At 71.6% G+C, this 24,107-nt stretch carries 23 protein-coding genes and 1 tRNA gene; 12 read left to right on the top strand and 12 right to left on the bottom strand.

Features of this window, described 5'->3' with window-relative positions:
- Positions 1 to 203: 203 nt before the first annotated feature.
- The 3 genes from GQS09_RS01355 to GQS09_RS01345 form a co-directional block, all read right to left on the bottom strand.
- Positions 204 to 599: a DUF488 domain-containing protein gene (locus GQS09_RS01355; protein WP_165984085.1), complete on the bottom strand. Its 396-nt coding sequence runs from the start codon at positions 597 to 599 to the stop codon at positions 204 to 206.
- A 5-nt stretch (positions 600 to 604) separates the two neighbouring features.
- Positions 605 to 1,585 carry an LCP family protein gene (locus GQS09_RS01350; protein ID WP_165984084.1) on the bottom strand — a complete coding sequence of 327 codons (981 nt, stop codon included), beginning with the start codon at positions 1,583 to 1,585 and terminating at the stop codon, positions 605 to 607.
- 180 nt (positions 1,586 to 1,765) lie between these two features.
- Complete coding sequence (locus GQS09_RS01345) at positions 1,766 to 3,022, bottom strand: ABC transporter substrate-binding protein (RefSeq protein ID WP_165984083.1); 1,257 nt, start codon at positions 3,020 to 3,022, stop codon at positions 1,766 to 1,768.
- Between the two features lie 390 nt (positions 3,023 to 3,412).
- On the opposite strand from GQS09_RS01345, the gene GQS09_RS01340 reads away from it, so the two are divergent.
- Positions 3,413 to 5,737, top strand: a complete 2,325-nt coding sequence (locus tag GQS09_RS01340; RefSeq protein ID WP_165984082.1) for a (Fe-S)-binding protein — start codon at positions 3,413 to 3,415, stop codon at positions 5,735 to 5,737.
- Between the two features lie 146 nt (positions 5,738 to 5,883).
- On the opposite strand, the gene GQS09_RS01335 is transcribed toward GQS09_RS01340, so the two are convergent.
- Positions 5,884 to 6,087 (bottom strand): hypothetical protein, encoded by a 204-nt coding sequence (locus GQS09_RS01335; RefSeq protein ID WP_165984081.1) that lies wholly within the window; start codon positions 6,085 to 6,087, stop codon positions 5,884 to 5,886.
- 67 nt (positions 6,088 to 6,154) lie between these two features.
- Between GQS09_RS01335 and GQS09_RS28495 the strand changes: the two genes are divergently transcribed.
- Together GQS09_RS28495 and dcd are read left to right on the top strand one after the other, a co-directional pair.
- Positions 6,155 to 6,976 (top strand): Yip1 family protein, encoded by an 822-nt coding sequence (locus GQS09_RS28495; RefSeq protein WP_165984080.1) that lies wholly within the window; start codon positions 6,155 to 6,157, stop codon positions 6,974 to 6,976.
- 31 nt (positions 6,977 to 7,007) lie between these two features.
- Positions 7,008 to 7,583: a dCTP deaminase gene (gene dcd, locus GQS09_RS01325; protein WP_165984079.1), complete on the top strand. Its 576-nt coding sequence runs from the start codon at positions 7,008 to 7,010 to the stop codon at positions 7,581 to 7,583.
- Between the two features lie 118 nt (positions 7,584 to 7,701).
- Here dcd and GQS09_RS01315 read toward each other — a convergent pair whose 3' ends face one another.
- On the bottom strand, positions 7,702 to 9,513 hold the full coding sequence (locus GQS09_RS01315) for a serine/threonine-protein kinase (protein ID WP_207957337.1): 1,812 nt from the start codon (positions 9,511 to 9,513) through the stop codon (positions 7,702 to 7,704).
- A gap of 197 nt (positions 9,514 to 9,710) precedes the next feature.
- Between GQS09_RS01315 and GQS09_RS01310 the strand changes: the two genes are divergently transcribed.
- The gene (locus GQS09_RS01310) at positions 9,711 to 11,264 is read left to right on the top strand and encodes a ricin-type beta-trefoil lectin domain protein (RefSeq protein ID WP_165984077.1); all 1,554 of its coding nucleotides are present in this window, start codon (positions 9,711 to 9,713) and stop codon (positions 11,262 to 11,264) included.
- Between the two features lie 54 nt (positions 11,265 to 11,318).
- On the opposite strand, the gene GQS09_RS30550 is transcribed toward GQS09_RS01310, so the two are convergent.
- Entirely contained in the window at positions 11,319 to 11,516 is a 198-nt protein-coding gene (locus GQS09_RS30550; RefSeq protein WP_165984076.1) for a hypothetical protein, read from the bottom strand.
- 114 nt (positions 11,517 to 11,630) lie between these two features.
- On the opposite strand from GQS09_RS30550, the gene GQS09_RS01300 reads away from it, so the two are divergent.
- Both GQS09_RS01300 and GQS09_RS01295 read left to right on the top strand, forming a co-directional pair.
- Positions 11,631 to 11,704: transfer RNA gene (locus tag GQS09_RS01300), tRNA-Gly, on the top strand.
- Positions 11,705 to 12,157: 453 nt separating this feature from the next.
- Positions 12,158 to 13,546, top strand: coding sequence for an IS1380 family transposase (locus GQS09_RS01295; protein WP_165984075.1), 1,389 nt, complete (start codon positions 12,158 to 12,160; stop codon positions 13,544 to 13,546).
- A 320-nt stretch (positions 13,547 to 13,866) separates the two neighbouring features.
- Here the strand turns inward: GQS09_RS01295 and GQS09_RS01290 are convergent, their stop codons facing one another.
- From GQS09_RS01290 to GQS09_RS01280, 3 genes are all read right to left on the bottom strand, one after another.
- Positions 13,867 to 15,015: a site-specific integrase gene (locus tag GQS09_RS01290; RefSeq protein ID WP_165984074.1), complete on the bottom strand. Its 1,149-nt coding sequence runs from the start codon at positions 15,013 to 15,015 to the stop codon at positions 13,867 to 13,869.
- Positions 15,015 to 15,239: a helix-turn-helix domain-containing protein gene (locus GQS09_RS01285; RefSeq protein WP_165984121.1), complete on the bottom strand. Its 225-nt coding sequence runs from the start codon at positions 15,237 to 15,239 to the stop codon at positions 15,015 to 15,017. Before GQS09_RS01285 ends, GQS09_RS01290 begins: the two co-directional genes overlap by 1 nt.
- Before the next feature lie 150 nt (positions 15,240 to 15,389).
- Entirely contained in the window at positions 15,390 to 15,902 is a 513-nt protein-coding gene (locus GQS09_RS01280) for a helix-turn-helix domain-containing protein (protein WP_165984120.1), read from the bottom strand.
- A 289-nt stretch (positions 15,903 to 16,191) separates the two neighbouring features.
- Between GQS09_RS01280 and GQS09_RS01275 the strand changes: the two genes are divergently transcribed.
- The 4 genes from GQS09_RS01275 (at position 16,192) to GQS09_RS01260 (ending at position 21,065) form a co-directional block, all read left to right on the top strand.
- Entirely contained in the window at positions 16,192 to 17,409 is a 1,218-nt protein-coding gene (locus GQS09_RS01275; RefSeq protein WP_243761024.1) for a DUF3631 domain-containing protein, read from the top strand.
- A 178-nt stretch (positions 17,410 to 17,587) separates the two neighbouring features.
- The gene (locus GQS09_RS01270) at positions 17,588 to 18,421 is read left to right on the top strand and encodes a DUF2637 domain-containing protein (RefSeq protein WP_165984072.1); all 834 of its coding nucleotides are present in this window, start codon (positions 17,588 to 17,590) and stop codon (positions 18,419 to 18,421) included.
- 311 nt (positions 18,422 to 18,732) lie between these two features.
- Positions 18,733 to 19,344, top strand: a complete 612-nt coding sequence (locus GQS09_RS01265) for a MobC family plasmid mobilization relaxosome protein (protein WP_165984071.1) — start codon at positions 18,733 to 18,735, stop codon at positions 19,342 to 19,344.
- Entirely contained in the window at positions 19,341 to 21,065 is a 1,725-nt protein-coding gene (locus GQS09_RS01260) for a relaxase/mobilization nuclease domain-containing protein (protein ID WP_165984070.1), read from the top strand. Before GQS09_RS01265 ends, GQS09_RS01260 begins: the two co-directional genes overlap by 4 nt.
- An 82-nt stretch (positions 21,066 to 21,147) precedes the next feature.
- Here the strand turns inward: GQS09_RS01260 and GQS09_RS01255 are convergent, their stop codons facing one another.
- The 3 genes from GQS09_RS01255 to GQS09_RS01245 all read right to left on the bottom strand — a co-directional run bounded on the left by GQS09_RS01255 (position 21,148) and on the right by GQS09_RS01245 (position 22,791).
- Positions 21,148 to 21,561, bottom strand: a complete 414-nt coding sequence (locus tag GQS09_RS01255) for an NUDIX hydrolase (RefSeq protein ID WP_313895940.1) — start codon at positions 21,559 to 21,561, stop codon at positions 21,148 to 21,150.
- 145 nt (positions 21,562 to 21,706) lie between these two features.
- Positions 21,707 to 21,937: a DUF397 domain-containing protein gene (locus GQS09_RS28955; protein ID WP_245834553.1), complete on the bottom strand. Its 231-nt coding sequence runs from the start codon at positions 21,935 to 21,937 to the stop codon at positions 21,707 to 21,709.
- A complete protein-coding gene (locus GQS09_RS01245) occupies positions 21,934 to 22,791 on the bottom strand; it encodes a helix-turn-helix transcriptional regulator (RefSeq protein ID WP_165984068.1) in 858 nt (285 codons plus the stop codon). Before GQS09_RS01245 ends, GQS09_RS28955 begins: the two co-directional genes overlap by 4 nt.
- 208 nt (positions 22,792 to 22,999) lie before the next feature.
- On the opposite strand from GQS09_RS01245, the gene GQS09_RS01240 reads away from it, so the two are divergent.
- Together GQS09_RS01240 and GQS09_RS01235 are read left to right on the top strand one after the other, a co-directional pair.
- On the top strand, positions 23,000 to 23,410 hold the full coding sequence (locus tag GQS09_RS01240; protein WP_165984067.1) for an ATP-binding protein: 411 nt from the start codon (positions 23,000 to 23,002) through the stop codon (positions 23,408 to 23,410).
- A gap of 67 nt (positions 23,411 to 23,477) precedes the next feature.
- Positions 23,478 to 23,990: a hypothetical protein gene (locus tag GQS09_RS01235; RefSeq protein WP_165984066.1), complete on the top strand. Its 513-nt coding sequence runs from the start codon at positions 23,478 to 23,480 to the stop codon at positions 23,988 to 23,990.
- Positions 23,991 to 24,107 lie beyond the last annotated feature (117 nt).

Below are 24,107 nucleotides of genomic sequence, written 5' to 3'. Positions count from 1 at the left end.
CCCATACCTTGAGTAGGTCTGACTCAAGAATGCAGGGGGAGGAGCCCGGCGTCAAATGACCTGAGCCGGTCGGGCTCAATTCTTGTCCGCGGCACTGGCTCAATACTCACCATACTGCTGTGACCTGCGGGAACACAGGGGCGGGTGCACCTCTCGCGCCCCATGGGGCCCCCGCCCGGCGAGGCGGTCCGGCTCGGGCCCGGTCAGGCCCGGCCGGGGCGGGGCGGCGTGCGGGTGAGGGCGTCGAGGAGAACCGGGACATGACTGCCGTCCGGGTCGCGGACCGCGGTGAGCAGGGTCACCGGGCCGGCCGCCAGCAGGGCCCGCAGCCGTTCCAGCTCGGCCGCGGCCTCGGGAGCGGCCAGCTCCCGTTCATAACGCCGCCGGAACTCCTCCCGGTTCCCGTCCGGGCCGTGGAACCAGCGGCGCAGCTCGCTGGAGGGGGTGGCCGCCCGGGCCCAGTGGTCCACCCCGGCCTCGGCCTTGCGCAGCCCGCGCGGCCAGAGCCGGTCCACCAGCACCCGGGTGCCGTCGGCCGGCTCCGGCGGGTCGTACACCCGCCGCACCCTGACCGGTCCGCCCCGGTTGTCCTCGGCCATACGGCTCACGGTAGCTCACGGCCCTCGCGCAGGGCCGCGAACAGGGCCCCCGCCCGCTCCTCGTCCAGCGCCACCCGGTTCTCCCGCTCCGGGTGCGGCACCACCGGCACGGTGTGGAAACGCAGGCCGTGCGAGGGCACCGAGCGCAGGTCACGGGCCAGGCCGTAGAGCGCGGTCAGGCTGTCCAGGCCGGGTCCGGCGGTGACCGAGGAGGTGACGGCCTCCAGCACCGGGTAGAGCCGGGCCGGGTTGAGCAGCGTGGAGTCGCCGCGGGCGCGCTCGTAGAGCAGCCGCAGGAACTCCTGCTGGCGCTCGATCCGGTTGAGGTCACTGCCGTCGCCGACCAGCTGGCGGGCGCGCACATAGGCCAGGGCCTGCTTGCCGTCCAGCAGATGCGTGCCGGCGGCCAGGTCGTGGCCGACATGCCAGTCGTGCTCGGCCTCGGCCAGCGTGACCTCCACCCCGCCGACCGCGTTGACGATCTTCTCCACGGCGGAGAACTCGACGACCAGGTGGCTGTCCACCCGCACCCCGGTGAGGTCCTCCAGGGTGCGGATGGTGCAGGCCGCGCCGCCGTACCGGTACGCCCAGTTGAACTGGGCCCGCCGCGGCTCGGTCCACTCCGTCCCCGTCTCCTTGCGGCAGCGGGGGATGTCCACCATCAGGTCGCGCGGGACGTGCACCGCCTCGGCGCGGCGGGCGTCGCCGGGGAGCTGGAGCATCACCACGGTGTCGGAGCGGGCGGTGCCGGTGCCGCCCTCCCGGTCGGAGCCGATGATCACGTAGGTGCGCAGGTCCCCGGAGGAGCCGTCGGCCGGGGGACGGGCCTCTGCGTCGTCGGCGAGCGCCGCGGCGGCGGCGTGGTCGGTGCGGACGTTGCCGTCCAGACGCACGTACAGCCACCACCCCACGGCCAGCAGCGGCAGCAGGACCCAGACCAGGACGAGCAGCAGGCGGCGGACCGGAAGGCGGGGGCGCGGAGTCATGCGCGCATTATCCCGACTATTACGTCATTCACGGATAATGCGGACATTCGTGTTCCGCGCCGCCCGCCAGGACCGGCCGGGGGACGGACCGGGGCGGACGGGCCGGGGCGGACGGGCCGGGGCGGACGGGCCGGGGCGGACGGGCCGGACGGAGCGGTGGCCCTCGGCCGCCGGCCGGGCTCAGTCCTCGCCGGCCGCGGAGACGGCCTCGGCCTGGAGCGCCGCCAGCAGCGCCGCCGGGTCCCCGTCCGGGCCGGTGACCGCCTCGCCCAGTTCCTCCCGGAGCCGGGCGCGCAGCGCGGGCCAGGAGTCCTTGCTCAGCGGCTGGAGCCCGGCGCCCGGCATCTGCTCGACGAACGCCGCCAGCGGCTCGGCCTCCTCGTTCGCCGCCAGTGCCTCGGAGGCCGAGACCGTGGACGGCACCGCGCCGTACCGCCACATGGCCTCGGCCATGTGGGCCGGGTCGTAGAGGAACGCCAGGAAGTCGCCGGCCTGCTCGCCGTGGCCGCCGTCGCGGAAGGCGAGCAGCCAGTCGGAGAGCCCGGCCGGGCGGGCCGCACCGCCCCGCCGGGCCGGGAAGCCGGCGTGCGCGTACGGCAGACCGGCCGCCTCGGCGGCGGGCAGCAGCGCGGGGTGGGCCAGCAGCATGCCCACCTCGCCGGCCAGGAAACCGGCATAGGCGCCGCCCCGGTCCAGCCCCGCCGGGTCGGCTCCGGCCAGGCCGGGCGCCACCAGATTGTCCCGCAGCCATTCCAGCGCCCCGGCGTTCTCGGGGGCGTCCAGGGTGTACCCCTCGGCCGGTCCGGTGTAGCCGCCGCCCGCGGCCAGCATCCAGGAGTGCGCCTCCTCGTCCGCGGTGTCCGGGCCGAACTGCAGCGCGTAGGGGGTGGGCACCCCGGCCTCCCGCAGCGCCTCGGCGGCACCGCGCAGCTCCGCCCAGCTCTCCGGCGGGCCGTCGATCCCGGCCGAGGCGAACAGTTCACGGTTGTAGAACAGCCGGGGCGTGCTGGAGATGAACGGCATCCCGTACTGCTCGTAGTCGTACTCGCCGGCATGGGCCAGGGAAGTATGGAAATCGGACTGCACGGGCAGCGGCAGGATGTCGCGGACCCGGTACAGCTCGTCGCCGGCCGCGTAGTCGGCGAAGGTGCCGGCCTGGGCGATGTCCGGGGCGCTGCCCTCCCGCACCCGTTCGGCCAGGGTGGCGTCCAGCTCCTCCCAGGGCACCAGCTCCACCTCGACCGTCACCTCCGGATGCCCGGCCGCGTAGCGCTCCGCCAGGTCGGTCCAGAACTCCTCGGAGGACACCGAGGTGCGCTCGCCGTAGTCGGCGGCCAGCACGGAGAGGGTCACCGGCGCGCCGCCGCCGCTCTCCGCGCAGCCGGCCGGCCCGATGACCAGGACGCCGGCCGCCAGGGCCGGCCGCCATGCCCGCACTGCCCGTGCCGCCCGTGCCGCCCGTGCCGCCCGTGCCGCCTGCCCGCGCGTGTTCCCCCGTATCCGCTGCGCCACCTGTCACTGCCCTTCATGCCACCGTGCTGCCGTGCTGCCGTGCCGGGCGGCCGGCACGCGCCGCGTTCCGCGCGCGCCGCCGCTTCGCACCGCATTCGCAGATGCGACCACCCGGACGAAATTACCGGACAGTAACACGAGGTCCGCACCGGCTCGTGCGGCAGGGTTGACCGGGTAAGGGAAGCCTGGGCGACACAGATCACCCGCAGCCGGGCTGCACGGCCGGGACGATCTCGGTACGCTCGGTCCAAAACGACTGAGTTACCGTTCAGTAGCTTTGTCCTCCAGCCCGTTCCGCTGGTCCGAGGAGCCGTCATGCAACTCGTAGCGATCGTCGTGTCGCTGGTACTCACCGCGGTCGCCGTCGCGCTGTTCAGCCGGGCGATCGCGCAGATCGTCCGCTTCCTCAGGCTGGGACAGCCGGTGCCCGCGGGCAGCCGCACGGACGCCCCCGGGCAGCGGACCCTCACCCTGGCCAGGGAATTCCTGGGCCACACCCGGATGAACCGGTGGGCCGTGGTCGGTGTGGCGCACTGGTTCGTGGCCATCGGCTTCCTCGCCCTGGTGCCCACCCTGCTCCAGGCGTACGGCCAGCTCTTCCAGGCCGACTGGACGCTGCCGGTGCTCGGCAGCTTCCTGCCCTACGAGGTCTTCGTCGAGTTCATCGCCGCCGGCACCGTGCTCGGCATCGCCACGCTGATCGTGATCCGGCTGCTCTCCCTGCCCTCCCGGGCCGGGCGCAAGTCCCGCTTCGCCGGCTCCACCTTCTGGCAGGCGTACTTCGTCGAGTACGTGATCCTGGTCATCGGCGCGGCCATCCTCACCCTGCGCGGCCTGGAGGGCGCGCTGCACCACGTCGAGGGCTACCAGGCGGCCTACTTCGTCACCTACCCCCTCGTCACCGCCTTCGACGGGCTGGGCACGGACACCCTGCAGACCCTGGTCTACCTGGTCGCCACGATCAAGATCGGCGTCTCCATGGCCTGGGCCATCACGGTCGGCCTGCACACCGACATGGGCGTGGCCTGGCACCGCTTCCTGGCCTTCCCCAACATCTGGTTCAAGCGCCGCGCGGACGGCGGCACCGCGCTCGGCGAGCTGCTGCCCATGACCAGCGGCGGCAAGGAGATCGACTTCGAGACCGTCTTCGACGAGGCCGGGGACGAGGAGCCGCAGCTCGGCGTCTCCCAGGTGGAGCACTTCAGCTGGAAGGGCCTGCTGGACTTCTCCACCTGCACCGAGTGCGGGCGCTGCCAGTCGCAGTGCCCGGCCTGGAACACCGGAAAGCCGCTCTCCCCCAAGCTGCTGATCATGTCGCTGCGCGACCACGCGCACGCCAAGGCCCCCTACCTGCTGGCCGGCGGCGGCAGGACGGCCGACGGCACCGAGCGGGCGAGCGAGGAGCAGCTCGCGGACGTGCCCGCCGCCGCCCTCGCCGAGGCGGACCGCCCGCTGGTGGGCACCGCGGAGGAGAACGGCGTCATCGACCCGGACGTGCTGTGGTCCTGCACCACCTGCGGCGCCTGCGTCGAACAGTGCCCGGTGGACATCGAGCACGTCGACCACATCCTCGACATGCGCCGCTACCAGGTGATGATCGAGTCGGCGTTCCCCTCCGAGGCCGGCACGATGCTCAAGAACCTGGAGCGCAAGGGCAACCCCTGGGGCCTGGCCAAGAAGAAGCGGCTGGAGTGGACCAAGGAGCTCGCCCAGGAGAAGGGCATCGAGGTCCCGGTCGTCGGCAAGGACGTCGAGGACCTCAGCGGCACCGACTACCTCTACTGGGTCGGCTGCGCCGGCGCCCTGGAAGACCGGGCCAAGAAGACCACCAAGGCGTTCGCCGAACTGCTGCACATCGCGGGTGTGAGCTACGCGATCATGGGCGGCGACGAATCCTGCACCGGTGACTCCGCCCGCCGGCTGGGCAACGAGTTCCTCTTCCAGCAGCTCGGCCAGCAGAACGTGGAGATGCTCAACACCGCCTTCGGCGACACCCCGGACGACGACGGCGGCTCCGCCGCGGGCGGCGGCCAGGGCGCGGCGGCCGGGCCGGCGGAACGGCCGAAGAAGCGGATCGTCACCACCTGCCCGCACTGCTTCAACACGATCGCAAACGAGTACCCGCAGCTCGGCGGCGCGTACGAGGTGATCCACCACACCCAGCTGCTCCAGCATCTGATCGACGAGGGCAGGCTGATCCCGGTCACCCCGGTGGAGGGCCTGATCACCTACCACGACCCCTGCTACCTGGGCCGCCACAACCAGGTCTACACCCCGCCGCGGGAGATCATCGGGCGCGTGCCCGGCCTGCGCAACGAGGAGATGCACCGCCACAAGGAGCGCGGCTTCTGCTGCGGCGCGGGCGGCGCCCGGATGTGGATGGAGGAGCGGATCGGCAAGCGGATCAACGACGAGCGGGTCGACGAGGCGCTCTCCCTCGACCCCGACATCGTCTCCACCGCCTGCCCGTTCTGTCTGGTGATGCTCACCGACTCGGTCAACGGCAAGAAGAACAGCGGCAAGGCCCGCGAGGAGGTCGAGGTGGTGGACGTGGCGCAGCTGCTGCTGCGGTCGGTCACCACCGAGCCGGGGTCCGGCACCGAGCCCGAGCCGGCCACCGAGCCCGAGCCCGCGTCCTGACTCCCGCCGCTCCGGCGCCCCCTCCGTCCCCTCCGTCCTTCGTTTCCTCCGCCCCCGCCCCGGTGGCGGCCGCCCGGCCGGCGGCCGCCACCGGGGCGGGGTCATCGCGGGCGGGGTCATCACGGGCGGGGTCATCACGGGCGGGGTCACTGGTCACCGCGGCTGGACCGGGGCAGCTCGGTGCTGATCACATCACCGTTCGGGAAGAACAGGCACAGCAGCCCGTCGCGCGCCAGGGCCACCGGATCGTTCGGGGTGCCGCCGCGCACCGGCCCCGGCCGGTCCTCCGGCAGCTCCGGCCAGGGAAGCCGCATCCGCCCGATCCGGACGGCCTCCCTCCGGACCTGCATCCGTTCATGTCCCGTCCGTGACCCCTGCCGGACCCTTTGCGGTGCCGGAGACGGTACTTTCGTAGACGTGGCCGGATACAGGAACGAGCACGCGCAGGGGCCGGGGGATGCGCGTCGCCAGCCGTACCCCCAGCAGCCCCACTACCCGCAGCACCAGCAGCACCCCTACCAGCAACCGGGGCAGCCGCAGCACCAGCCGCAGCCGACGCAGCCGGAATTCCGGCCTCCGGAGGACGCCTTCGGCGACGACGGCGGCTACGGTGGCCACGGTGGCCACGGCCCCGGCGAGGAGTACCGCGACGACGACGGCGAGCCCAACCCCATCGCCGCCCAGGCCCCGCCGCCGGGCCCCAGACTGCGCTGGCAGGAGCTGCTGACCGGCGTCGTCTTCCGCCCCGTCCCGACCTTCTGGCGGATGCGCGACTACGCCATGTGGGGCCCGGCGCTGACCGTCACCTTCCTCTACGGCCTGGTCGCCGTCTTCGGGCTGGAGGAAGGCCGTGAGGAGACCCTCAACGCCACGGCCGGCACCCTGATCCCCTCCCTGCCGGTGGTCGGCTGCGCCATGGTCATCAGCGGCCTGCTGCTGGGCACCGTGACCCACCAGCTGGCCCGGCAGCTCGGCGGCAACGGCCTGTGGGCGCCGACCGTCGGCCTGGCCATGCTGATCTCCTCGCTCACCGATGTGCCGCGGCTCGCCCTGGCCGCCTTCCTCGGCGGCGGCCACCCGGTGGTCCAGGTCGTCGGCACGGCCACCTGGCTCTACGCCGGGCTGCTGTTCACCCGGATGATGGTCCGCTCGCACGAGATCCCGTGGCCGAAGGCGCTGGCCGCCTCCGCCCTCCAGCTGCTGGCCCTGCTGTTCGTGATCAAGCTCGGCACATTCTGAGGCTCCGGGGGCACGGGGTAATGTGCCGCACGTGCTTCTCTCCGACAAGGACATCCGGACCGAGATCGACGCGGGCCGTGTGCGCATCGACCCCTTCGACCCGACCATGGTCCAGCCGTCCAGCATCGACGTGCGCATGGACCGGTTTTTCCGCGTGTTCGAGAACCACCGCTATCCGCACATCGACCCGTCGGTGGAGCAGCCGGACCTGACCCGGATGATCGAGCCGGAGGGGGAGGAGCCGTTCATCCTCCACCCCGGCGAGTTCGTGCTGGCCTCGACCTACGAGACCATCACCCTGCCCGACGACATCGCCTCCCGGCTGGAGGGCAAGAGCTCCCTGGGCCGCCTCGGCCTGCTCACCCACTCCACCGCCGGGTTCATCGACCCCGGCTTCTCCGGCCACGTCACGCTGGAACTCTCCAACGTGGCCACCCTCCCCATCAAGCTCTGGCCCGGCATGAAGATCGGCCAGCTGTGCATGTTCCGGCTGAGCTCGCCCGCGGAGCGGCCGTACGGGGCCGGGGCCTTCGGCTCCCGCTACCAGGGCCAGCGCGGCCCCACCCCGTCCCGCTCCTACATCGACTTCCACCGCTCCCGCCTCTGACCGCCTTCCTCTCGGCCGTGGCCTCGACGACCGGCGGTGGCCGGGCAACGGCCCTCCCGCGAGGAGGCGGGCGCGGCCCCGCCGATGCCCGGGGCGCACAGAAGCGGGTGAGGGCTTCTCATCCCTCGGCCGGCTGGAAGGTGACCGCGGTGAAGCTGTTGGCCTGCGGGAGGGAGTCCAGCACGATCTCGTAGGGCTTGGAGTCCAGCTCCAGGACGATGGTGTTCCGTTTCTCCAGACCGACGTCGCCGATGCTCACCGGGCCGTGGACGTCGAAGTCGACGGGCGCGCAGTCGGGATCGACGATGTCCAGCACGTCGAGACCGATGCCCGGGTGTTCGTAGTAGAGGCGGACCACCGCGACGGTCTCCCGGTCCTGCTGGAGCATGAACGCCACCAGCCGGTCCGCCTCACCGTCGTTGATGTGGGCCGCGGTGCGGCCCTCGGGGAGCTGGTGCCGCCGCTTCTCGGAGACCGCCGGTTCCTGGGCCAGATGGGCCTCCAGACAGGTCCAGGACGGCGCGCGGTCGGTGGCCTGGCTGTCGTCCGGGACGGTCCCCGGGTCCGGGTCCGGTGAGAGACCCTCGTCCTCCACCGCATCCACCGGAGGCGTGGTCTCCGGTTCACCGCCCCCCGGGGTCTGGTCCCGGGACGTGCCGTCCCCGGTACCGTCGCCGGTGCTCCCGTCCTCGCCGACGCCCTGCTGTCCCGTGCCCTGCTGCTCCGTCTCCTCTCCCTCCCGGGCGCCCGGCCGGTCGCCGTCGTCGCCGGTCAGAACCTGGACCAGCAGCAGCGTCAGGGCGGTGACCAGCGCGGTGGCGAGGCCGGCCAGAGCCGCCAGCAGGCCGCGGTTCCGGCGCCGCGGCGAGGACTCGTCACCGCCCGGCGGGGGCACGGGCGGCGTCGGCGGGACGGGCGGGCGCGGCGAGGGCGAGGGCGAGGGCGACACCGGCGTCGGCACCGGCACCGGCGGCGGCGGGCGGTCCGGAATCCCACGGCGCGCGATGTCCGCGGTCAGCGCCGGCGGCAGCCAGTCCTGGTGACGCCGCAGCGAGGTGCCCTCGGAGAGATCGCCGCACAGCGCGACGATCTCCTGCGGCGAGGGGCGCTCGGCCGGGTCCTTGGCCAGGCACCGGCGGACCAGGCCGGTGAGCGGCTCCGGGCAGCCCGAAAGATCCGGCTCCTCGCTCGCGATGCGGTAGAGCAGCACGGGGATGGGCCCGTCCCCGAAGGGGTGCGCGCCGGTGGCGGCGAAGAAGATCACCAGTCCCAGCGCGAAGACGTCCGAAGCGGCCCCGGCTCCGCGGTTCATCGCCTGCTCGGGCGCCATGTAGGCGGGGGTCCCGATCTGCATCCCGCTGGCGGTGAGCGAGGTGGCGTCGGCGGCCTGGGCGATGCCGAAATCGATCACGCGCGGGCCGTCCGCGGTGAGCATCACGTTCGCGGGCTTCAGGTCGCGGTGGACGATCCCCGCCGCGTGGACCGCCTGGAGCGCCTCCGCGATCCCGGCCGCCAGCAGCAGCACGGAGGAGGGCGGCAGGGGGCCGTGCCGGCGCACCGCCTCGGCCAGCGAGAGGCCGGGCACATAGCCGGTGGCCAGCCAGAGCACGCTCCCCCGGACATCGCTGTCGAGCACCGGCACGGTGTACAGGCCCTGCACGCGGCGGGCGGACTCGACCTCGCGGGCGAAGCGGCGCCGGAAGTCCTCGTCCTCGGCGTACTCGGGGCGCACCACCTTCAGGGCGATCGGCTGGCCGCCGCGGGTGTGGGAGAGATAGACGGTTCCCATGCCGCCGGAGCCCAGCCGGCCGCGGAGTACGTAACCGGCCAGTTCCACCGGATCGTCCGGGCCCAGCGGCCCGATGTGGGCAGGGAGCGCGCTGCCCTGCTCGTCCCGGCCGCTTGCCTCGCCGTGCGCTGGATCGGTCATCGCTCCCCCGGGTCACCGTCGGCCTATGGGCACAGCGTGTCACCGGCCATCAGCCTACTGCGCCGGAGCGGAGCCTGGCGAGGGATCAGAACCCGGTGCTGTGACCCCACTTGGCTGTCGCGCGGGGTATTCCCAAGCCTGTTACTTGCAGGTAAAACCCCTCAGTAACCCCACTTGCCGGCCGTTGGGAGATCCCCATGGCACCACACCGCCGCGCCACCCTCTCCGTCCGCGTCCCCGTCCCCCGCCCTCTGCCCCTCCTCCCCCTCCTCCCGCTGCTTCTCCTCCTCGCGCTCCTCCCCGCCACCCCCTCCTTCGCCTCCCCCACCCCCTCCTCCGGCACCGCCGCCCCGCTGCCCGACTCCCTCGAAGCGCGGCGCGCCGCCGAGGCCACGGCCCTCTACGGCGACTCCGCCGTCCGCCCCCTCGCCGAACGCCCGGTCTCCGTCGTCTCCCTCGGTGACAGCCAGATCTCCGGCGAAGGCGTGGGCAACTACGAACCCCCCACCGACGGCCCCGACAACTGGTGCCACCGCTCCTCGGACGCGGCCATCCACCGCACCGGCATCCCGGCCGACATCACGTACAACTTCGCCTGCTCCGGCGCCTCCACCGAAAACGTCCGGATCGGCGGCACCCCGCAGTACGCGGACGAACTCGTCCAGAGCGACAGCCTGGCCATCGCCGCCCGCAACACCCGCGTCGACACCATCCTGCTGTTCGTCGGCGCCAACGACGACCTGCAGTTCGGACCGGTGATGACCGACTGCGTGGTGAGCTGGTTCCTGTTCTGGCAGGGGCCCTGCCACACCGACTACGCCCCGGGCTGGCAGGCCCGGGTGGACGGCCTGCGGCCCAAGGTCGAGGCCACCATCACCGACCTGCACACCGTGATGGCCGAGGCCGGCTACGCCCCCGGCTCCTACGACCTCGTCGTCGCCTCCTACCCCGGCCCCATCGGCCCCGACATCCACGACAACCCCGGCTTCCCCGGCAAGATCCCCGGCGGCTGCACCGGCTACGACTCCGACGCCGTCTGGGGCCGCAACGTGGCCGTCCCGTCCTTCGAAACCGGCATCCGCGCCGCCGCCCTGGCCGCCGGCGCCACGTACTTCGACCTCTCCCGCCTCTTCCACGGCCACGAGGTCTGCATGGAGGACCCGTGGGTGCGCGGCCTGTGGATCGACCTCCTCAGCCACTTCCCGCCCGACGAGAACACCGTCCGCCAGTCCTTCCACCCCAACTCCAAGGGCCACGCCGCCTTCGCCGACTGCCTGACCCAGCTCCACTCGCTCGGCGCCACCCCCGCCGAGGCGTCCTGCGCCGTCCCGGCGGGCACCTCCGCCCCGCTCCTCTACACCCACGCCTGGAACGACGTCTTCACCCCGCTCACCAACACCGCCACGGGCCAATGCCCGGCCGTCTCCGCCACCCGCAACGGCACCCCGGTCACCGGCACACCCTGCACCGGCGACCGCGCCCAGCAGTGGTGGCACGACCCGGCCACCGGCGCCCTGCACACGGCCCTGTCCCACGACCGCTGCCTCGACATCCCGGGCGGCGACTACCGGGCCGGCGTGGAGCTCGGCGTCTGGGACTGCCACGGCGACGCCAACCAGCGGTTCACCCTCTCGCCCGCCGGGACCCTGTCCCCGCCGGCCGCACCGGACCTGTGCGTCACCCAGTCCGCCGCCGGCGCCCGCCTCACCCTCCAGCCCTGCACGGGCTCCCCCGCCCAGTCCTTCACCTGACGGCCGAGGGGCCCCGCCGCTCCCCGCGGCAGGGCCCCTCTCACCCCTCCACTGCTACTTCCCGGCAGTCACCGGCACAGCGCTCCGCAACCGAGCACACCGCGGACACCGCACCAGCCGGCCCGGTCCGATGCGCTTCTCCCCGAGCTGCTGCATCGGGAACTGCGAGGTACTGAACACGTGCCCTTCGGCACAGCGGACAACGGTGGTTTGCAAGCTGCATACTCCCCTGGACTGGACGACGGTCCACACCCTAGGGGAAGATTCCTCCGCCACTCCGGCCCCACGCCGGGCCCCTCGGCCGATGCACCACCGGCCCCACATGCGGTAAGCTGACCCCCACGAGCAGCCCCCGGGCCGCTCAGCGCGGGCGTAGTTTAATGGTAGAACATGAGCTTCCCAAGCTCAGAGCGCGAGTTCGATTCTCGTCGCCCGCTCCACCCCAAACCCCCAGGTCACCGACCCGGGGGTTGTTTGTTGTCCAGACCTCTCCCCCACCCCGTGCCCTCCACGTGCCCCATCTCGCCTCATAGACCTCGCTGAAGCACGCCATAGCGCTCAGCACATGAGGCCTCCCTGCACCGCTGTCCAAATGGTGAGACGCATTCTTGGTGACCCCTGTCACACTCGCGCAAATCGAGAAGCGGTTGCGCCCGCGGACGCACTCGTCTGCCCAGCTGGATCAGAACGTTGATGATCGGCGGGAACAGCCGCCAAATCGGTCCGTGCCGCTCACCTCCCCTGCCCGCCTCACGACACGGCCTGACTAAGCCTCGATTCACCGGTTGATCGCTTGTCCGTGAGCTGGACATGAAGACGCGAGTGCCTTCTGACCTGGGACGATGGGACTTGTCGAAGGTTCCACGTCACCGGTTTGAGAAAGCACTCGCGAGATGCAATCTTCCCATGCCGCCGCGGTGGTCTCTGCCGTGTTCGATGAGCCGAATCTCGTGGCCGACGCGGGGTTGGTGCCGGTGGTGCGGCTGGCGGAGCGGGCCGGACTGTCCCACCTGGTCGGTGAGGCCGTCCGTATCACCGGGGCGGGCAACAGCGCAGGAGCGAACCCGGCGGCGAAGGTGATGTCGCTGGTGGCTGGGATGTGCGCGGGAGCGGACAGCATCGAGGACACCGACCGGCTGCGGCACGGAGCCATGCCGGCGCTGTTCGACGGCGTCCGTGCCCCCTCCGCGCTGGGCACGTTCCTGCGTTCCTTCACCCACGGGCACGCACTCCAACTCCACCGCGTTCACCGCCGGTTCCTGGCATCTCTGGCCGCCCGCACACCGCTGCTGCCCGGTTCTGACCAGGTCGCCTTCATCGACGTCGACTCCACACACAAGCGGGTGTTCGGCCCCGCCAAGCAGGGCGCCCAGGTCGGCCGGTTCAAGGGCATCCGCACGCTGCATCCGTTGCTGGCCACGGTCTGTACCCCGATCGCGCGGCCGGTCATCGCCGCCGTTCGGCTACGGCAGGGCAAGTCCGCGGATGCCCGTGGCGCCGAGCGGTTCGTCACCGAAGCCCTGGCAGGCGCGATCGAGGCCGGCTGCACCGGGATCCGCATCCTGCGCGCGGACAGCCAGTTCTACAACGCCGACGTGGTGGCCGCCTGCCGCCGGGCCGGCACCCACTTCTCGATCACGACGGGAATGAACCCGTCGATCAAGCGGGCCATCGCCGCCATCCCCGAGGACGCGTGGACGCCGATCCGCTACCCCAGGGCGGTCGTCGATCCCGACACCGGCGAGCTGATCTCGGACGCGGAGGTCGCCGAGATCCCCGCCTGCACCGCCTTCACCGGCCGGAAGAAGGCCGAGCAGGTCACCGCCCGCCTGATCGTGCGCCGTGTCCGTGACCTGGCCAAACCCGCCACCATCGGCGAGCAGGGCGAGTTGTTCCCCGTCTGGCGCTGCCACCCGTTCTTCACCGACAGCCCCTTCGAGACTCTCCAGGCCGAACGGCAGCACCGCCACCACGCGGTGATCGAGCAGGTCATCGCCGACGGCAAGGCCGGACCCCTGGCACATCTGCCCTCAGGAAGGTTCAACGCGAACGCTGCCTGGCTGATCCTGTGGGCCATGACCCACAACCTGCTGCGGGCAGCCGGAGCCCTGGCCGGGACGTTCCATGCCAAGGCCACCACCGCCACCCTCCGCGCGCTCCTGATCCACGTCCCCGCCCGCATCGCCCGCTCCGCCCGACGCCTGACTCTGCACCTGCCCGATCGATGGAGCTGGCGTGACGCGTTCACCGAACTGTTCGAGGCCGCCCACGCGCCCCCATAAACGTGACTGACCCTGCCCACCCCGCCCGCCAGGGCCCGACCGGAACACATGTGGAAAAGCTGGGCAGACCAGCGAGTACGACATGCCCTCCCACCAGTCACCACACCGAGAACGCAGAAACGCTTACACCAGAACCCGATCGGTGAATCGAGGCTAAGCGTCTTGGCAGCGAAGCCCTGATCACCGGATGGGGATAGGCCGCAAGAGCCCTGGTGCCTGACAGAGCCGAAGATCGCCGGCCCGATGGATGCGTGACGCACTGCCGACCGTCCGGCGACGGTGCGGCGAGCGGAAAGCCCGCCCGCCGCACCTCTCCCCGTTCAACCGTCCGTGGCATCACTCCGCTCAGCGGCCTGTTGCCGCTCCAGGCGCACCCTGGCGTCGAGGGCGGCGGCGACTTCCTGCTGGCGCAGGTCGTCGGAGTGCTGGTAGATGAGGGCGGCTTTCTCAGAGGACTGGCCGGCGCGGACCATGGTGTCCTTCAAGGTGGCGCCGGACTGGGTGGACAGAGTATGGCCGGTGTGGCGCAGATCGTAGAAGCGGAAGTCGCCCGGCAGCCCGACGGCTGCGCGGGCCCTGCGCCACTTGCGTCCGAAAGTCGAGCGGCGGAACGGCTTGCCGCGCTCGCCGACGAAGACCAGGCCGTTCGGTTCCTTCTCGGCGAACCAGTCCAGGTGCCGCTTGACCTCCTTGTGGAGGAAGGCGGGCAGATGGACGGTGCGGGTACCGGCTTCGGACTTGGTGTCGCCTTCGACCCGGCGGCCGGTGGTCAGTTCGGGAGCGGCTTCGCGGATGCGCACGGAGAGCGGTTCGAGGGTGACATCGGGTCGGCGGAGGGCGGCCTGCTCCTCCGGCCGCATGGGGCCGTAGGCGGCGAAGTACACCATCAGCCGCCAGCGCGGCCCCATCGCCTCGGCCAGAGCGTCGACCTGCTCGACCGTGGCCGTGGAGCGTTCCCGGGCCTTTTCGATCCCGGCGCCCCTGATCCGGCAGGGGTTGCGGCGGATGAGCTCATCGTCCGTCGCGGTCTCCATGATCGCCTTCAGCAGGCGGTAGGACTTGGCGACGGTGGTCGCGCCGGTGGCCGTCAGGCGTTCGGCGCGCCAGGTCCGTACCGCGGCCGGGGTGATCTCGTCGAGGTTCGCCGTGCCGAAGGCGGGCAGGATGTGCAGGCGCAGGAGTCTGCGGTACAGCTCGTCGGTGGTGGCGGCCAGGCCGCGCTCATCCACCCAGCGCAGGGCGTACTTCTCGAAGTTGACCGCGCCCGCGTCCGGGTCGACCCAGTGATTGCGTTCGATATCGGCCTTGGTCAGGGTGAGCCAGGTCTGGGCGTCGGTCTTGGTGGCGAAGGTCTCCGGGGCCCTGCGCCGGCTGCCGTCGGGCGCCCAGTACCTCGCCTGCCACCGGCCGGAGGGAAGTTGGCGCACGGTGCCGAACTCGCGCCGCCGCTGCGGCTTTCGGGCGGCCATCAGGCGGCCCTCCCGTAGCGGGCGTCCCGTGCTTCGTGGGCAGCGGGCACCGTGCGGTGCGCGATGTAGGAGGCCAGGGCGCTTTCGGGGATACGGACGGGTTTGCCGAGCTTGACGTAGCGGATACGGCGCTCCTGGATCAGGCGCCGTACGAAGCGCACGCCCGTGCCCAGGCGTTCGGCCGCCTCGTCCACGGTCAGCAGCCGGTCATCATGCGAGCTCAGCTCCCCGGCAGTGGGAGCGGGCAGGGACCGGGCGGCGGGTATAGCCGATCGGGGCAAAGGGGTGGTTCCTCTCTGGCAGGCGTGCGGCACGGCAATGCCGGCCTGCCGGTCGATCACCAGGGATGGCGGTTGAGTGAAGTACGGCCGCGGCTACGCCGAGGGGGACTGGGCGTTGCCGTCTTCGTCGGCCTGCGGACCGTAGGTGTCGTGCAGGTGTCTGGTGGCGGCTTCGGCGATGGCGTTGGTGACCATGGCTTCGGCTTCGTCGCGGATATCGGGGTGTTGGGTGAGGTAGGCGTCGAGTGCGTCGCGGGCGCGGGTGAGGGTGGCGTTGGCGCGCTGGGTCTGGTGGAAGGCGTCGATGACGGTGTCGATGAGTTCCATGGCGCGGGCCTTGGCGGCGAGCTGGGGCGGACCGACGAGGTTGCGCAGGTCGATGCCGAAGACTTCGGCGAAGCCGATGGCTTCGTCGAGGTTGATGCGGCGTTTGCGGTTCTCGATGCGCCAGACGGCGGAGGGGTTCATCTCGTAGCCGGCCTCATTGAGCCGGTCGGACAGGGCGTTGGTGCTCCAGCCGCGGGCCTCGCGTTCGAGCTTGATGCGTACCGCGACGTTCTCCTCCCCGCTGAGCAGCACGCCCGGCGGGTCGGTGTCGTCCTCCATCACGATCGCCTCCTTCCTGGGGCAGTGGCCCTCTGCGGACGGTAGTACAAGGCTAGCATCCGTTCTGCGATGCGCAAAATGCTTCTGCAACAGGCAGAGATGGGATAGAGTAGTAGTCCCGCCGCACCACCTCCCACGGCCGTCGGCGGGCGCGGGCATGAAGAAACCCCCCGGCCGCACAGCCGAGGGGTCCAAGCCCAGACTCTCAACCGCCATCCCTAGCGATCGACCTGCGGACCCGGGGTTGCCGCCCCATACGGCCCGCACGCAGAGGAGCTCAATGCCCAGTATGGACGACGCGGCACCCGCCACGCCATCCCACACCGACATACCCACCACCGGACCCACCCCCGACAAGGGAGAGCGGGTGCTGGACGACCTGGCCGCGCTGGTGCGGCGGTATGTGGTGCTGCCCAGCCCCGAGGCGCTGTCGGCAGTGACGCTGTGGGTGGCCGCCACCCACCTGCAGCCGGCGTGGCAGCACGCGCCGCGGCTGGCGGTGGTCGGCCCGCTCAAGCGGTGCGGGAAGTCCCGCCTGCTGGAAGTGCTGATCGAGACGGTGCACGACCCGCTGATCACCGTCAACGCCAGCCCCGCGGCCATCTTCCGCTCCATCGACGCCAAGAACCCGCCCACCCTCCTGGTGGACGAGGTCGACACCCTCTTCGGCTCCCCGCGTGCGGCCGAGCGCAACGAGGAACTGCGCGGCCTGCTCAACGCCGGACACCAGCGCAACCGCCCCGCCCTGCGGGTCGTCGGCAACGAGCACACCCCGGTGAAGTTCGCCACCTTCGCCATGGCGGCACTGGCCGGGATCGGCGACCTGCCCGACACGATCATGGACCGCTCCATCGTCATCCGCATGCGCCGCCGCGCCCAGGGCGAGAGTGTGGAGTCCTTCCGCTTCGCCACCGACGCCCCCCTGCTGCACACCGCACGCAAACACCTCACCGCCTGGCTGCGCCCCCTGCACCGGCGCGCCATGAGGCTGCGGCCGAAGATGCCGGTGGAGGACCGCGCCGCCGACACCTGGGAACCGCTCATCACGGTCGCCGACCTCGCCGGCGGCACCTGGCCGCAGCGCGCCCGCACCGCCTGCCGGGTGATGACCGCCCAGGAAGCCGACAAGGACGAAGACGCCGGCACCAAGGTCCGCATCCTGGCCGACATCCGCCGCGCCTTCACCGCCGAGGGCGACCCCGCCCTGATCCGCACCACCCGACTGCTGGAACTCCTCAAGACCGACCCGGAAGCCCCCTGGGCCGAATACGGCCCCCACGGCCTGACCTCCCGCGGGCTCCAGCTGCTGCTGCGCGACTACGGCATCTCCTCGGCCAACCGCCGCTTCCCCGGCGGCACCCAGGCCAAGGGCTTCGCCCGCACCCAGTTCCTCGACGCCTGGACCCGCTACTGCCCACCACCCGCCGCAGCGGGATCCGCTCCCGTGGCGGTCACGGGCGCGGCCAGCGCCGAAGCGTCCGGGGCCGGGGCCAGGGTCGGGGCCTGACCGGCCTCCACCCGTCCCACCCGTCCCCGCGCAGGTCAGCGCGGGGACGGGTCACCGGACCGGGACGAGTCGACCCGACATCACCACCCCACCCGTACCTGCCCTGAACAGCGGCGGGACGAGTGGGACGAGACCACACCACCCCCGGGGCCACCCCCGCACCCGGAACCCCACGCACATGGAGCCACCACCCGTGCACCCCACCACCCTGCCCGCCACGTCTCCGGCAGGGCACCGTGCCACCGGCTGGGACCGCGCCGCCATCACCGCCCTCGGCGCCGCCGGATGCGCCCTGTCCTACGACGCCCTCCAGCAGATGGCCGTCGCCATCCACATCCGCGGCCCGCTGACCTACCTCTTCCCCCTGGTCATCGACGGCTTCATCGCCTACGGCGTACGCGCCCTGCTCGTGATGCGCACCGCCACCTTCCACGCCCGCCTCTACGTCTGGACCCTCTTCACCGCAGCGACGGCCGCAAGTATCTGGTCCAACGCCCTGCACGCCGTCCGCCTCAACCAGCACACCCCACCCACAGCCCTCCACCTCGACGACCTCACCGTCGGCACCCTGTCCACCCTCGCCCCACTCGCCCTCGCCGGCGCCGTCCACCTCCACATCCTCATCACCCGCCACGGCCACCAACCCCAGACCGGGCCGCACCAGCACACCGTCCACACGCTCCTCGCTCCCCACACCGCAGTGGCCTCCGGCCCAGCCCCGGACCACCCGCACGAGGAAGCGGACCATGCGGACCAGACCACGGACCACCACCCGAAACGGCAAAGCGAGGGACCGGCTCGGCCGGACCACGAGAAGGTGCGGCGACGCGTGGGCCGGCCACCCACCGCGCCCCTGGACGAACTGGTCCGCCTGGTCCGCCCACTGACCACAGCGCACGAACCCCCCACCCGCGCCACGGTCCGCCAGGCCATCCGCACCGCCGGACACCGCATCAGCGAAGACCGACTCACCCAGGTCATGACCGCCCTGCGGACCACCCACACCCCCTGACCACCCACCGGTCCGGGACGGCTGACCGGAAATCCCTCCAGGTCACCGCCCCGGACCAGTCGCGGGCCGAACCAACTGAAGCTCTGCTCCGACCGGCTTCCCACGCTCTGCGAGCCGGTCCGCCCGCTGCCTGAACCAATAGCCGATCGCGGACCACACCGCCCGGCCGGTCCACGATCAACGCCGACACGCCAACCGGCGCACGAAAACTCTGCGGACCAGACGCGGACCGCCAACAAAGCCCGTGCACCGCCCAGACACGCCGGACCTCGGCGCTCATCACCCACCGCCCCATCGAAATGCGAGACTTCATGCCCAGCACACCTCCTCACCAGCACATCCCGCAGGTCAACGGCCCTGATCCCACCGACCGCGCAGCAAGTTGTGCCATAAGGAATCCTTATGGCTTCTCCGCCCCGGGAGTGGCGGAGGACAGCCCCGGTGCCGGGGCGGCACCGGGAACGGCCGGCCCGGGGGTGCCGACCGAGGAAGGCGCGGGCCACGGTGCGTCCGCCGCTTCGTCCCGGCCGGCGCGGCGTCGGCTGCGCCAGCCGAGGCTGCGCGGGGACCGGATCTGCCCGCGCTACAGCCCGCAGGAGAAGCAGGAGATCCTCGCTGCGGCACGGCGCTCGGGCATGCCCGCCGGCGGGTTCGTCGCCGCAGCGTCCCTGGCCGCCGCCCGCAGCGACAACCCCGAGGCGGCCGTGGCACACCACCGGCGCACCGTGCGGGAGCTGATGGCCAGCAACCGGCAGCTCGCCGCGATCGGCAACAACGTCAACCAGATCGCCCGCCACCTCAACTCCGACGGCGACAAACCCGCCCTGGCCGCCTTCCAGCACCTCATCGCCCTGGTGGAGGCGGCCATAGCCGGTGTCGATGAGGCCGTCGGGCACGTGGTGCGGGGACGGGACGCGGCGTGATACCGAAGATCACCACTGGCAAGAGCGGCACCCGGCGCCTGATCGCCTACCTCTACGGCCCCGGCAAGCACAACGAGCACACCGACCAGCACATGATCGCCTCCTGGAACGGCTTCGCCCCCGACCCGCGCGCCGGCTCCCACCACACCATCGCCCAGCTCGCGCGCCAGCTCGACCAGCCCCTCGCGCTGCGCGGCGACCTCGCGCCCGCCACCACCGTGTGGCACTGCTCCCTGCGCGCCGCCCCCCAGGACCGCACCCTCACCGACGAGGAATGGGCCGACATCGCCCGACGGGTGGTGGCCGCCACCGGCATCGCCCCCGAAGGCGATCTTGAAGCCTGCCGCTGGGTCGCCATCCGCCACGCCGACGACCACATCTACATCGCCGCCACCCTCGTGCGGCAGGACGGCCGCATCGCCCGCCGCACCTACGACTACAAGCAGGCCCAGGCCACCTGCCGCCAGATCGAAACCGACTACGGCCTGCGCCGCCTCAACCCCGGCGACGGCACCGCAGCCAAACGCCCCACCAGCAAGGAACACTTCAAAGCCCACCGCCAGGGCCAGACCCGCACCTCACGCGAGGTGCTGCGCACCCGGGTACGCCAGGCCGTGACCGCAGCGGCAAACGAGGCGGAGTTCTTCGCCGTCCTGGACCGCATGGGCGTCCTCGTCACCACCCGCGTCGCGCCCTCCGGAGACCTCCTGGGCTACACCGTCGCCCTCCCCGGCGATGTCAACGCCAAGGGGCAGCCGGTCACCTTCGCCGGCTCCACCCTCGCCCCCGACCTCTCCCTGCCCCGCATCCGCGAACGCCTGGCCGCCACCGACACCACCGCACCCGCAGCAGCCACAGCCGCACCCGCCGCCACACCGAAGCGTCACCGGCCCAACCCCTGGCACCAGGCCACCGCCGCCACCGACCGCATTCCCCACCTCCTCACCCACACAGGCGACGACGCAGCAGCCCAGGCACACCTGGCCGCCCTCGGCGAAGCCCTCGACTCCCTGCCCGCCCTCACCCCGCCAACCATCGCCACCGAACTCCAACACGCCGCCACCGCGTTCGAGCGCGCCACCCGCTCCCGCATCCGCGCCGAACACCACCAGGCCCGCGCCCTGCGCACCGCCGTCAAGACCATCCTGCGCACCCCCGCACCAGCCGACGACAGCGCGCTGGCCATGTTCCTCGACGCCGCACTCCTCGCCGTCATCGCCGCACGCCACTGGCACCACATCCGCCACCACCGGCAACAGGAAGCCGCGGCACGCCAAGCCCTCACCCACCTCCACACCGCCTACACCCGCGCAGCCGCCGCGCCCATCGCCGCACTCGCCCAACACCGGCCGCCGCAGGACGCGGCCCGCCGCTACATCCACCACCTCCGCCAGGCCCTCCCCGAGCACGCAGAACAGATCCTGACCGACCCCGCATGGCCGGCCCTGCAAGCCGCCCTGGCCCAAGCGGAGAACGCTGGGCACACACCCGGCGAGCTGCTCAATCGCATCGTCCGTCTCAGGAGCCTCGACGACGTCCGCTCACCCGCCCACGTCCTCATCTGGCGCATCCACCGCCTCGCCCACCGGCCAGCACCCAGCGCACGCGCCCTCGCCGCCCACGCACGCAGCATCCACAACCGCAACAGCGCGACACCAGCCACCGCCCTCGCCCAGCCCGCCCCGCAATCACCACAAGGAGCCCGAAGGCCCGCGCGCTGAACAACGCTGTGCCCGCCTTCAGCGGCGGGCACAGCAACGCCCCAGCGCCACCCGGACGGGGCCGCGTCGAAGCGCGTACCTGTCAGCCGGCGAGGGTGGCGTCGAGATGGTGCTGCACCGGGCCGTACAGGCCATAGGGAACGTACTGTGGGATGTCGGCGAGGCACACCCATGCGATCTCGGCGACTTCCTGGGGATCGGCGACGTGAGCGGTCCCACTGATCACTTCGCAGACGGTGTAGGAGATGCGCCTGCCGGTTGCCGGGTGGACGCGTTCGCCGAGCAGCTTGACCGCGGAGACGTCCAGACCGGTCTCCTCCCTGGTTTCCCGCACAGCCGCGTCCTCCCGCGTCTCGCCGGGCTCCACCTTCCCGGCCGGGAACTGCCAGGAGAGCAGGCCCTCGCTGACCCGCCGCCGCACCATCAGGACCCGTCCCTCGTGAACGGTGACGGCGGCGGCAACAGCCGGTTGCTCGTCTGCGGTGTGCTGGGACACGTCTTGCATCCTCCAGGGCGGCCGATGCGGGGCAGGGGGTGAGCCACCGGCCCATGACAGGATTTCCGGCTGCGGTCCCGGGCCATGGGCACGGGCTGAGTGGACAGACGGCCGGGGTGTCGGCGCCGGCCGCCCGGAAAGTCGGTCAGGGGCGGCGCAGTTCGCCGCGCTGGATGCCGGCGACGAAGGCGTCGTATTCGGCATCGGTGAACAGGTGCGGGGGCTGGTCGGGGTTCTTGGAGTCGCGCAGGGCAACGATCCCCTGGTCGAGGAAGGCGACCTGGACGCAGGTCTGGCCGCCGCTGCTGGCGGTCTGCCAGGTGGCGCCGGTGAGCTGGTCGGCGATCCAGGCCGGGTCGAGGGCGTTCTTGTTCACGACAGGTCCTTGGCGATGGTGTTCAGGAGCGACAGCGAAGCCTTCGGCGACAGGGCGTCCGACTTCAGCAGATCGCTGGTGGTGCGGTACGCCTCCACCGTTTCGGGCTCGTTCATGTGCAGCAGTGCGCGCATGGATTCGATACACACGATGTCACGTCCGGTCGGAAACGACATACACATAAACGGCCCGTCCATTCCGGCATGGGCGCCGGCCCGGAACGGCAGGACCTGAAGGGTGATGTTGGGGCTGGTGCGGGCCAGGTGGGCGAGGTGCTCGACCTGGGCGCGGGCGACCGCCCGGCCGCCGACCTCCTGCCGCAGCAGCCCTTCGGTGAGGACCGCCCAGATCTTCAGCGGTGGGCGGCGTTCCAGCATGTTCCGCTGGTGTTCCAGGCGGAGTTCGACCCAGCGGTCGATGTCTTCCGGAGCCTTCCACGCCCTGCTGCCCTCGGTCACCGCGCGGGCGTACTCGGGTGTCTGCAGCAGTCCGTGGACCGCGATCGGGTTGAAGACGAACAGGCCGGCGGCGCCCTCGACCTGGGAGAGGTAGTCGCCGAGCGGGTCGGCGACCATGCCGCCGTAGCGCTGCCACCAGTCCGGTTCGGCCGCCTTGCGCACCAGGTCCCGCAGCATCTCTTGCAGCGCGGGGTCGGTGATGCCGAAGACCTCGAAGAAGTGCGAGAGCTGCTGGAACTTGAGCGCCTGCACACCGTTCTCGATCTTGCTGACCGTGGAGAGGGACCGGTAGCCGAGACGGCGAGCCGCTTCCTCCTGGGTCCAGCCCAGATCCTCACGGATGCGCCGCAGTTCGGCTCCCAGCCGCCGACGGCGCGGGGTGGGCTCGACAGGCATGGTCACCTCCTCCCTTCGCGGGGAAAGCCTAGCGTCCGGGCCACCCCGAACGTTGAGACAGATAGCGCGGAGGAAAGACTTTCCTATACGCTACTTGCCCCAAGGATAGCTAGCGGACCATCGACGGTGCCGCGGCACAAAGGCGGTTCCGGCAGGGCGGAACGCCGAGGCCGCCGCGCGCATCTGCCTGTGTCTTCTGGAGGTGCCCATGTCCGTCCTGCTGGTCGAGGTCGTACGACAGTGCCGGATCGCGCTGCCGGCCATCCGCGCCGAGGACATAGGCCCGGTCCGCAGGATCGTCCGGGCCCACCTGGAGATGTGGGGCCAGCTCACTCTGTGCGACCTGGCGGAGCTGGGCGTCAGCGAACTGCTCGCCAACGTCCACCGCCACACGCCCGGCGACTGCGAACTCCTGATCCGGGAGATGCACGACGGCATCCTCGTCTCGGTCACCGACTTCGACGAACGCCTGCCGACTCTGGACAGGCCCGACGACGAGGCGGAAAGCGGCAGAGGGCTCTACCTGCTGTCCGGCCTGGTCGACCAGATGGCCGTCGAGCCGCTGCTGTACGGAAAACAGATCTGGTTCAGGCTCCGCCACGCCACCGCGGCTGCCTGAGAGAGGGGACCACAGGGTGACCGGCTCCATACCCCGGCCGCGGCCACCGGCCGCGGCCCGTCCGTCAGTGCTCTACCGGTGCACCTCGTACGTCGCTGTCGACGGCGCCGAGCAGGGCCAGCTGCTCGACTGGGACGTGCTGCCGAACGCGCGGGACGCGTACAAGCACCTGCGGCGCGCGGCGGCCGGTGTCAGCCAGGCGCTTCCGCGCAGCATCGACAGCGGTCTGCGCACCTGGTTACAGGACCGGCAGGCACCACGCACACTCACCAGGACACTCGACGCCGGCGGAGAGTACGAGCTGGAACTGGCCGGCTCCGGCACCCGCCTGGTGCTCTCCGCCCGCCGCGTTCTCGCGCTCCCGCTGCTGACCCGCCGCAGCAGCCGCTGTCCCGCCCTCATCCTGCGCGGACGGCACCTGTGGGCCGAGATGCACACGGCGGCCGAGGACGCGCCGGACGGCTACGGCTGGGGAGCCGCGGCCGGACAGTGGAGATGGCTCTCGGGCAATTGCCGATCTTCGTCCGGTCTTGTCCGATCCAATCCCGTTGCACCGTGGACACGAGTAACCACAGACTGACACGGTCCGGTGGCCGACGACGGTGGCGCCGGTTTCCCCCGGGTCTTCGTGCCCCGTGCGGACCGGGCCGGAAGCCGGTGCAGTTGAGGAGGAAACGCGGTGCACAGCCGAGCGGGA

It is taken from the genome of Streptomyces sp. YIM 98790 (assembly GCF_011421595.1).
Lineage (GTDB): Bacteria > Actinomycetota > Actinomycetes > Streptomycetales > Streptomycetaceae > Streptomyces.
This window is presented reverse-complemented; position numbering and strand designations above follow the sequence as displayed.